This window comes from Haladaptatus sp., assembly GCF_049589095.1.
Classification (GTDB): Archaea; Halobacteriota; Halobacteria; order Halobacteriales; family Haladaptataceae; genus Haladaptatus.
Genome location: NZ_JBAWAC010000059.1, coordinates 1 through 9492, shown reverse-complemented (window position 1 = coordinate 9492; position 9492 = coordinate 1). Strand labels below are relative to the sequence as shown.

Here is a 9492-nt window from a genome sequence, read left to right as displayed (position 1 = left end):
CGCTGGAAGTCGAGTGCGGCCTCCAAGGGTCGGACGAAGCGGCCCGGCACGCCTACGACCTCGTTCGGGGATTCCTCGCGGGAACGGGCGCTCTTCCGTTACCCGAGGGGGAGAATCCGGTGAACGCGGGAACCCGCGACGAAGTCGAGGTCTTCCGCATGGATCAGCCGGTGCTGAAAAACGGCGGGTCGGAGTTCGAAGTGTTGGTGGACAACTTCCAACGAGTGCAAGAAGGGGAGGCGTTCGCGACTTCGGACGGGGCGGAACTGGTCGCGGACGAACCGTTCGTCCCCGTGTTGATGTCGGCGTACGGCTACGAGGATATCTTCGGCTACACGGCCGAATACGTCGGCGCGCTCGGAAACTGATTACCGCCGAAGAACAGACTACTTCTCTTTCGAGTCGAACTCGACCAGCGTCAGATCGCGGTCCAACATGCAGTAGTCGTGCGGCGGGTCACCGACGATTTTCGAGATTCGGTACTCCTCGTCGAACTCGGCACCGGCGGGTTCACAGAACTCGTGACTCGGACAACCGACGTGTGGGCACGGTCCTTCGAGGCTCGCCTTGCTCCCGGCGTAGGCGTTTCGCGCGGAGACGTTGGCGCGGACGGTCGTCGGTTCGACTTCGACGGCGGTCACGCCGTCGTCGTGGACGCCACACGGGAGCGTCTGTGCGCCTTCCCGAACGTCGGTGATTCGATATTTGATCCCTTCGGAGAGATTGAGACACTGATTTCTGTAGGGACAGCCTTCACAGGCGCTGGCTTCGCCCCGGTAGACGAATTCCTGACCGGCATCCGCGAGACGGGTTCCGACGAGGGTGATGGTGGACATACGCGAGCGTATGTGTGGGCCTCGGTTAAGCCTCTCGCCCCGTCAATTCGTCCAACTTGTCGAGGTATCTCTCGCGGGGGACTTGATAGCACGAACGGTAGTCGACCTCGCCGCGGTCGAACTCCGCGGCGAGCGAGACGGCGGCCGTAATTGCTTCTTCGCGCGCGGGAAACTGCGGTGTCCCCGGAAGCGTGACTTCGGGTTCGAGGAAGAACTCGAAATACCACGAATCGGTCGCCCGCCGTTCCTGGGGTGGTCGGTTCGGCGTCCCCTGCGTGACGTACAGCGTCGGCATGCACGCGGAGGGAAACTGCTGGGTGTCGAAAACGTCCGGACGGTAGGCGAGGATACACCGTCCGTTCGGTTCCTCGTTCCAGACGACCCACGACTCGGGAAGGTTTTCGATGGACACAGCGGCGGTTGGTGACGGACGTGGGTAAGGCTTCCCTGTCCACGATATCGACCAGTATATAAATGGTGTTTATACGGTGGTTTTTCACACTATCGAATTTCACCGCTACAAGCCCACTATTTCCTAACTTTGGGCTTTAAAGGTCCTTAATCTATATCAAAAGAGCCTTGTGTATGGACAACAGTTATATATGCCCTCGTCCTATCTATTAAACAGTATCGGGTGGTAGCAGTCCGCACGGTACACGGTCTCGAACCATACGCTTCCGTGACGAACGGATGTCGAAACGAGTTGACTGGTTTCAGAAGCGGTGGATGGCACGCATAGCATATGATCCCGCGATTGACGCAGGAGTTACTGCGGGCGCGCACGCCGTCGCCCGACAAGCCCCGCCGGAGAGCGATCGCGGTGGTTCGACCGACACAACTTTGTGAATGCATGCCGACTACGTACTTCCCGCCGGTATCGGGCCGCCCGGTCGGTCTCTCTCTCCCTTGGTCCAAACGAAGCTCCAAACAATGCGTGATACAATGAAAGGTGACATCGAAACGCTGGACGACCTCAGCCGCAGTTACCAGGAATCGATGCCGGAAGACCTCCGCGAGACGAAGTCCTTCGACTGGTATCTCCGGGAGGTGTACGACGATCCGAAGATCGCCCGGAACGCACACCAGCGCGTCGCCGATATGTTCGATTACTACGGCACGGAGTACGACGAGGACTCCGGCGTCGTCGAGTACCGATTAGCGTCCGAAGACCCCCTGTTCGACGGGGAAAACACGTTCTACGGACGCGAGATACACCGCGCGATTCACGAGTTCGTGAACAAGGTAAAGAGCGGTGCACGTGGGCTCGGTCCCGAAAAACGCATCAAACTACTACTCGGACCGGTCGGGTCGGGGACATCCGACTTCGACCGACAGGTCCGCAAGTATTTCGAGGACTTCACCCTCCAAGCCGTCGGCCGCCTGTACACGTTCCGGTGGACGAACCTCTGTGACGTGATTCCCGACCAGGACCCGTCCGACGACGTGATTCGGTCCCCGATGAACCAGGACCCGCTCGTCCTGTTGCCGCTCGAACAGCGCCAGCGCGTCATCGACGACATCAACGAAGCGTTGGACGCGCCGTACACCATCAAGAACGAACAGGCACTCGACCCCGCCAGCGAGTTCTACATGGACTCGCTGCTGGCCTACTACGATGACGACATCAAGCAGGTGCTCGAAAACCACATCGAGATCTTCCGCCTCGTCGCCGACGAGAACAAGCGCCAGTCCGTCGAGACGTTCGAACCGAAGGACAAGAAGAACCAGGACGAGACGGAGTTGACCGGCGACGTCAACTACTCGAAGATCGCCATCTACGGCGAATCCGACCCGCGGGCGTTCGACTACTCCGGCGCGTTCTGTAACGCGAACCGGGGTATCTTCAGCGGTGAGGAACTGCTCAAACTCCAGCGGGAGTTCTTGTATGACTTCCTGCACGCCACCCAGGAACAGACCATCAAGCCGAAGAACAACCCGCGGATCGACATCGATCAGGTCATCGTCGGCCGGACGAACATGCCCGAGTACCGGGACAAGAAGGGCGACGAGAAGATGGAGGCGTTCAACGACCGGACGAAGCGCATCGACTTCCCGTACGTCCTCGAATACGAGTCGGAGGCCGACATCTACCGGAAGATGCTCCGGAACGCCGACGTTCCCGACGTGCACATCGAACCGCACACCCTGGAGATGGCTGGGCTGTTCGGCGTGTTGACCCGGGTCGAGGAACCGGACACCGAGATGGTGGACCTTCTCCAGAAGGCCAAATCCTACAACGGTGAAATCGAGGACACCGACGACGTGGACGTGAAGAAGCTCCGCGAGGAGGCCGAGGAGAAGGCCGACATCGGAGAAGGAATGGAAGGCGTCTCGGCGCGGTTCATTGGCGACGAGATCGCGGAAGCCATCATGAACTCCACGCACCGGAGCCGTGGCTTCCTGAGTCCGCTCTCGGTGTTCAACCACTTCGAGGAGAACCTCGAAAATCACGGCTCCATCCCCGAGGAGAACTTCGAGACCTACTACCGCTACCTCGAAACGGTTCGCGGTGAGTACCGCGAACGCGCGATCGAAGACGTGCGCCACGCGCTCGCCTACGACCTCGACGAGATCCAACGGCAGGGCGAGAAGTACATGGATCACGTGATGGCTTACATCGACAACTCGACCGTCGAGGACGAACTGACCGGGCGGGAACAGGAGCCCGACGAGAGCTTCCTGCGCGCCGTCGAGGAGAAACTCGAAGTCCCCCGTGACCGCAAGGACGATTTCCGACAGGAGACCTCGAACTGGGTGTCGCGACGTGCCCGCGAGGGACAAGCGTTCGACCCGCAGGACAACGACCGCCTGCGCCGCGCCCTGGAGCGGAAACTCTGGGAGGACAAGAAACACAACATCAACTTCTCGGCGTTGGTTTCGGCGAACGAGATGGACAACGACGAACAGAACGCGTGGGTGGACGCACTGATAGAACAGGGTTACTCACGCGAGGGTGCCAAGGAGGTGCTCGAATTCGCCGGGGCGGAAGTCGCCCGCGCCGAAATGGAGGAGTAACCAGTGACCGAAGGCAGCGACTACATCGACGACGCGAATCGTGAACTCCGGGAGACCTACGAGGAGCCGATGAGCCTCGCGGAGTACGTAGACGCGGCGTTCGAAAACCCGACCATCGCCTCACACGCGAGCAAGTACCTCCTCGAAGCCATCGAGTCGATGGGGCGGCGAACGGTGGTCGAGGAGGGCGAGGAGAAGGAACGCTACAGTTTCTTCGACGACCCGCACAACGATGGCGAACACGCCATCCTCGGCAACACCGAGGTGCTGAACGCGTTCGTGGACGACCTGCGTTCCATCGCGGCACGTCGCGGCAAGGAGGAGAAGATAATCTGGTTCGCCGGACCGACGGCGACCGGAAAGTCCGAACTCAAACGCTGTCTCGTCAACGGGCTACGCGAATATTCGAAAACGCCCGAAGGGCGGCGTTACACCGTTGAGTGGAACATCGCCACCGCGACGGAAGCGCCGGGACTGACCTACGGCGACGACGCGGTTGCGACGAGCGAGGAGAACTGGTACGCCAGTCCCGTTCAGTCACACCCGCTGCTCGTCTTCCCGCCGAAGGTCCGTGAGGGGTTGCTCGACACGCTGAACGCCGAACTCGACGACAACCTCGACGTGCTGGTCGACGGCAAACTCGACCCGTTCAGTCGTGAGGCGTACGACTATCTGGAGGAGCAGTACCGTAGGGAGGGCGAGGAGGAGCTTTTCTCCGCCATCACCGACCCGGCACATCTCCGCGTGAAAAACTACGTCGTGGACATCGGCGACGGCATCGGCGTCCTCCACTCGGAGGACAGCGGCCGCCCGAAACAGCGCCTCGTCGGCAGTTGGATGCAGGGGATGTTGCAGGAACTCGACTCGCGCGGGCGGAAGAATCCGCAGGCGTTCAGCTACGACGGCGTCCTCTCGCAGGGCAACGGTCTGCTGACCATCGTGGAGGACGCGGCCCAACACGCGGACCTCCTACAAAAGCTGCTCAACGTGCCCGACGAGAAGGCGGTCAAGCTGGACAAGGGTATCCAGATGGATATCGACACCCAACTCGTCATCATCTCGAATCCGGACCTCGAAGCGCAGTTGAACCAGCACGCCGATGCCGGAGGGGCGGACCCGCTTCGTGCGCTGAAACGGCGGCTCGACCGCCGCGAGTTCCGCTACCTGACGAACCTCAGTCTTGAAGCCGAACTCATCAGGCGCGAACTCACGAACGAAACGTCGGTGTGGCGGGCCGACGTGTACGACGAACTCGAAGCCCGAATTCGGGAACCCATCGGCGTTCGAGTTCGAGACGGCGACGACATCAACGAGCGTGAAATCGCACCCCACGCCATCGAATCGGCGGCGTTGTACAGCGTCGTCTCCCGACTCGACGGGAGCGACGTGCCCGCCGGACTCGACCTCGTTGACAAGGCCATCCTCTTCGACCGCGGCTACCTGTTGGACGGCGACGAGCGCATCGAGAAGGACGATTTCGACTTCGACGACGACGCGTCGGACGGGGCGGGCGGCATTCCGGTCACGTACACCCGCGATACCATCGCCGGACTGCTCAACGATATCCGTGACCGCCACCACCCCGACTACGCTGTCGAACAGGTCATCATGCCACGCGACGTGCTCAACGCGATGGCCGAGGGAATCGGGGATGCCCCCGTCTTCTCGACGGCCGAACGCACCGAGTACGAGAACCGCCTCGTGCCCGTGAAGAACTACATCTTCCAACAGCAGGAGAGCGACGTGCTCGACGCCATCATGCGCGACCGCCGGGTGGACGAGGAGACCGTCGCCGAATACATCGAACACGTCTACGCGTGGGCGACCGGCGAGGTCGTCGAAAACGACCGCGGCGAAGAGATCGAGCCGGACGCGCTGAAGATGAAGGTGTTCGAAACCGAGCACCTCGGTCGGTTCAGTCCGGACGCCTACGAGGTGAACCACGAACCGAGTCCAGCCGTGGCCGAGTTCCGCCGGAACAAGGTCATCACCGCGCTGAATCGCTACGCGTGGGAGAGCCGAAACGAGGAGTTCGAAGTCGGCGATATCGACCCGAAGGAGGTCCCGATCATCAAAACAGTACTCGCAAACAACGACTGGGACGATGTGCACCGTGTCTACGAGGATTTCAACCCGAGCCAGTGGGAGAACCCACCACGGAACACCGAGACGGCCGAGGTAAAAGAGAAGACGATACGGAACCTACAGGAACTGTTCGGCTACTCCCCCGCCTCGGCCGAGCTGACGAGCCAACACGTCATGAATCAGGTGAGCTACAAATGGGATTGAGAGACGACCTCGAACGATACCGTGAAGTCGGCGAGGACCGCCGTGAGGACCTCGCCGAGTTCATCCAATACGGTGACCTCGGCCAGAGTCTCCCCGATGAGATTCACATCCCCATCAAGATCGTGGACCTCCCGGAGTTCCGCTACGACCAACGCGACCGGGGTGGTGTCGGCCAAGGACAACCCGACGTGGGCGACCCCGTCGGTCAGCCACAGCCACAACCCGGCGACGATGGTGAGGAGGAGGGTGACCCCGGCGACGAGTCGGACGAACACGGCTACTACGAGATGGACCCGGAGGAGTTCGCCGAGGAGTTGGACGACGAACTCGGCCTCGAACTCGAACCGAAAGGGAAGGAGGTCATCGAGGAGACCGAGGGCGATTTCACCGACGTGACGAAGACCGGCCCCGACAGCACGCTCGACTTCGAGCGCATGTTCAAGGAAGGTCTGAAGCGCAAGCTGGCGATGGACTTCGATCCCGACTACATCCGCGAAGCGATGGGCGTCGAGGGCTGGGGTCCGGACGAGGTGTTCCGGTGGGCACGCGGAAACAACCTCACCGTCTCCAAACGCTGGGTCGAGGAGAACTACGAGGCCCTGTCCGCCGACGAGCGCACGAAGTGGTCGAGTATCGAGGAGATGGAGTCGAAGGTCGAACCGACCAGCACGGCCCAGAAGATCCGCGACCACGGCGTCAAGAACATCCCGTTCCGTCGAGAGGACGAACGCTACCGCTACCCCGAGATCATCGAGGAGCGCGAGAAGAACGTCGTCGTCGTCAACATCCGCGACGTGTCCGGGTCGATGCGCGAGAAGAAACGCGAACTCGTGGAGCGGACGTTCACGCCGCTGGACTGGTATCTCACCGGGAAGTACGACACCGCCGAGTTCGTCTACATCGCCCACGACGCGGAGGCGTGGCGTGTCGAACGCGACGAGTTCTTCGGCATCCGGTCGGGCGGGGGGACCAAGATTTCGTCCGCCTACGAACTCGCGGGACGCATCCTCGAAGAGGAGTACCCGTGGGCCGACTGGAACCGCTACGTGTTCGCGGCGGGCGACAGCGAGAACAGCCGGAACGACACCGAGGAGAACGTCATCCCCCGGATGGAGGAGATTCCGGCGAACCTGCACGCCTACGTCGAAACGCAACCCGAAGGCAAAGCCATCAACGCGACCCACGCCGAGGAAGTCGAGCGCCATTTCGGTGACTCGGAAAATGTCGCCGTCAGCTACGTTAACGGTCCGGAGGACGTGACGACCGCGATTTACGAAATCCTGAGCACGGAGGCATCATGAACGAGCGAATCGAAACCCAACGGAAGGCCGAAGAGTTGCAGGAGCCAGTCGTGGAGGCCCGAAACCTCGCGCGGAAACTCGGTCTCGACCCGTATCCGGTCAAGTACTGGATCGTCGACTACGACGAGATGAACGAACTCATCGCCTACGACGGGTTTCAGGAGCGGTACCCGCACTGGCGCTGGGGGATGAAGTACGACCGCCAGCAGAAACAGGGCCAGTACGGCGGCGGCAAGGCGTTCGAGATCGTCATCAACGACGATCCGGCCCACGCCTTCCTCCAACAGTCCAACAGCCTGTCCGACCAGAAGGCAGTCATCACGCACGTCGAGGCCCACTCGGACTTCTTCGCCAACAACCGCTGGTATCGGATGTTCGCGGACGAACTCGACGCGGCGGCGCTCCTCTCGCGCCACGCCGACAGGGTCCGGCGCATCATGGCCGACCCGGAAATCGACCGCGAAGAGGTCGAAAAGTGGATCGACAACGTGCTCTGTCTGCAGGACAACATCGATCAGCATCAGGCGTTCAAGCACCAGCACCGGGTTCAGGAGGACGAGGAGCACGAAACCGACGAGATCTCCGACCAACTCGCCGAGATGAACCTCAGCGACGAGGTTCGTCAGGAAGTGTTCGACGACGAATGGCTCGAAGCCCAGCAGGAAAAACAAGCGGGAGCGCTCGAAGAACCCGAAAAGGACCTGCTCGCGTATCTCCGAGACCACGGAAGTGCTTACGACCCCGAGGAGGGCAAAGCCGTCGAGATGGAGGAGTGGCAACGGGAAATCCTGGAGATGCTCCGCACCGAATCGTACTACTTCGCCGCCCAGAAGACGACGAAGGTGATGAACGAAGGTTGGGCCGCGTACTGGGAGTCGATGATGATGGGCGAGGAGGGCTTTGCGGGGTCCGACGAGTTCATCGAATACGCGGACCATCAAGCGCGCGTTCTCGGGTCGCCGGGATTGAACCCGTACAAGCTCGGCAAGCAACTGTGGGAGTACATCGAGAACACCGAAAACCGTCGTGAAGTCGTGCGTAAACTCCTCCGCGTGAAGGGCATCACGTGGCGGAACTTCCACGACGTGGTTGACTTCGAGCAGGTCAACGAACTGATCGAACCTGACCCGGCGCTGGAAACGGTGACGTCCGAGACGCTGTCGGACCTCGAATCGCTCCCGGCGGAAAAGATCGACACCGAAGCGCTGGAGCAGGCGAAAGCTGGCGATATCGACGTCGATACCCATCCGTGGAAGGTGCTCTCGTACGAGGGGTTGGCGGAACGCCACTTCTCGCTCTGTAAGCTCCAGAATAGGGGGTTCCTCGAAGCCATTCCGCAGGCGAACTTGGAACAGTACGCCCGGTACATGATGGACGACGAGCGGTACGGGAGCACCGAGGAAGCGCTGGCAGACGTGGAGTACACCGTCGGTTGGGACCGGATGTACGAGGTGCGGTCGAGTCACAACGACGTGACGTTCCTGGACGGCTTCCTGACGAAGGAGTTCGTCACCGACAACGAGTACTTCACTTACGAGTTCAGCCGAACGACCGGCGATTACCGGGTGACGAGCACGGAATACGAGGACGTGAAGAAGAAGCTGATGCTCCAGTTCACGAACTTCGGCAAGCCGACGATGGCCGTCTACGACGGTAACTTCGACAACAAGAGCGAACTCCTGCTCGGCCACCACTACAACGGCGTCATGCTCGACCTCGAACAGGCCACACGGACGCTCGAACGGATCTACGAACTCTGGGGCCATCCGGTGAACCTCAAGACCATCGTGAAGGAAATCGACGAGCGCGACGCCGAAATCGCACGGCGGCGTGACCGCGAGCCGGAACCCGAAGAGCAGGGAAAACTCATCCGCTACGACGGAGACGAGTTCGAGATGCGCGACCTGCCGTGGAGTGCAGTCGAGGACATCGCGGCGACTGAGGTCGATTACAACACGAAACCGGACGAGTGGCTAGCGTGAGTCGTACAGTTTGATCTCACCGCTATCGACCACCACCTCGTATCCTTCGTACTGAAACGTCGCGTAGAC

The 9492-nt window shown here is 60.9% G+C and carries 6 protein-coding genes and 1 pseudogene; 5 read left to right on the top strand and 2 right to left on the bottom strand.

All coding sequences use genetic code 11. From position 1 onward, the window contains the following. Positions 1 to 368, top strand: a pseudogene (locus WBV42_RS02065) (succinylglutamate desuccinylase); the annotation flags it as partial. Positions 369 to 386: 18 nt separating this feature from the next. On the opposite strand, the gene WBV42_RS02060 reads toward WBV42_RS02065, so the two are convergent. Continuing rightward, the gene (locus tag WBV42_RS02060) at positions 387 to 836 is read right to left on the bottom strand and encodes a UPF0179 family protein (RefSeq protein ID WP_066145470.1); all 450 of its coding nucleotides are present in this window, start codon (positions 834 to 836) and stop codon (positions 387 to 389) included. A 25-nt stretch (positions 837 to 861) separates the two neighbouring features. Then, a complete protein-coding gene (locus WBV42_RS02055; RefSeq protein ID WP_066145469.1) occupies positions 862 to 1248 on the bottom strand; it encodes a DUF5820 family protein in 387 nt (128 codons plus the stop codon). A gap of 530 nt (positions 1249 to 1778) precedes the next feature. Between WBV42_RS02055 and WBV42_RS02050 the strand changes: the two genes are divergently transcribed. The 4 genes from WBV42_RS02050 to WBV42_RS02035 are packed head-to-tail and all read left to right on the top strand — an operon-like array spanning position 1779 to position 9423. Continuing rightward, positions 1779 to 3851 carry a PrkA family serine protein kinase gene (locus tag WBV42_RS02050; protein WP_423984556.1) on the top strand — a complete coding sequence of 691 codons (2073 nt, stop codon included), beginning with the start codon at positions 1779 to 1781 and terminating at the stop codon, positions 3849 to 3851. Between the two features lie 3 nt (positions 3852 to 3854). After that, on the top strand, positions 3855 to 6140 hold the full coding sequence (locus WBV42_RS02045; RefSeq protein ID WP_423984555.1) for a PrkA family serine protein kinase: 2286 nt from the start codon (positions 3855 to 3857) through the stop codon (positions 6138 to 6140). After that, positions 6131 to 7441 (top strand): YeaH/YhbH family protein, encoded by a 1311-nt coding sequence (locus WBV42_RS02040; protein WP_253227264.1) that lies wholly within the window; start codon positions 6131 to 6133, stop codon positions 7439 to 7441. Before WBV42_RS02045 ends, WBV42_RS02040 begins: the two co-directional genes overlap by 10 nt. Beyond that, positions 7438 to 9423 (top strand): SpoVR family protein, encoded by a 1986-nt coding sequence (locus WBV42_RS02035; protein ID WP_423984554.1) that lies wholly within the window; start codon positions 7438 to 7440, stop codon positions 9421 to 9423. Before WBV42_RS02040 ends, WBV42_RS02035 begins: the two co-directional genes overlap by 4 nt. Positions 9424 to 9492 lie beyond the last annotated feature (69 nt).

Bases quoted from the DNA above. Each gene is read 5' to 3' on its own strand.
- WBV42_RS02060 (WP_066145470.1), bottom strand. From the start codon at position 836: ATGTCCACCATCACCCTCGTCGGAACCCGTCTCGCGGATGCCGGTCAG.
- WBV42_RS02050 (WP_423984556.1), top strand. From the start codon at position 1,779: ATGAAAGGTGACATCGAAACGCTGGACGACCTCAGCCGCAGTTACCAG.
- WBV42_RS02040 (WP_253227264.1), top strand. From the start codon at position 6,131: ATGGGATTGAGAGACGACCTCGAACGATACCGTGAAGTCGGCGAGGAC.
- WBV42_RS02035 (WP_423984554.1), top strand. From the start codon at position 7,438: ATGAACGAGCGAATCGAAACCCAACGGAAGGCCGAAGAGTTGCAGGAG.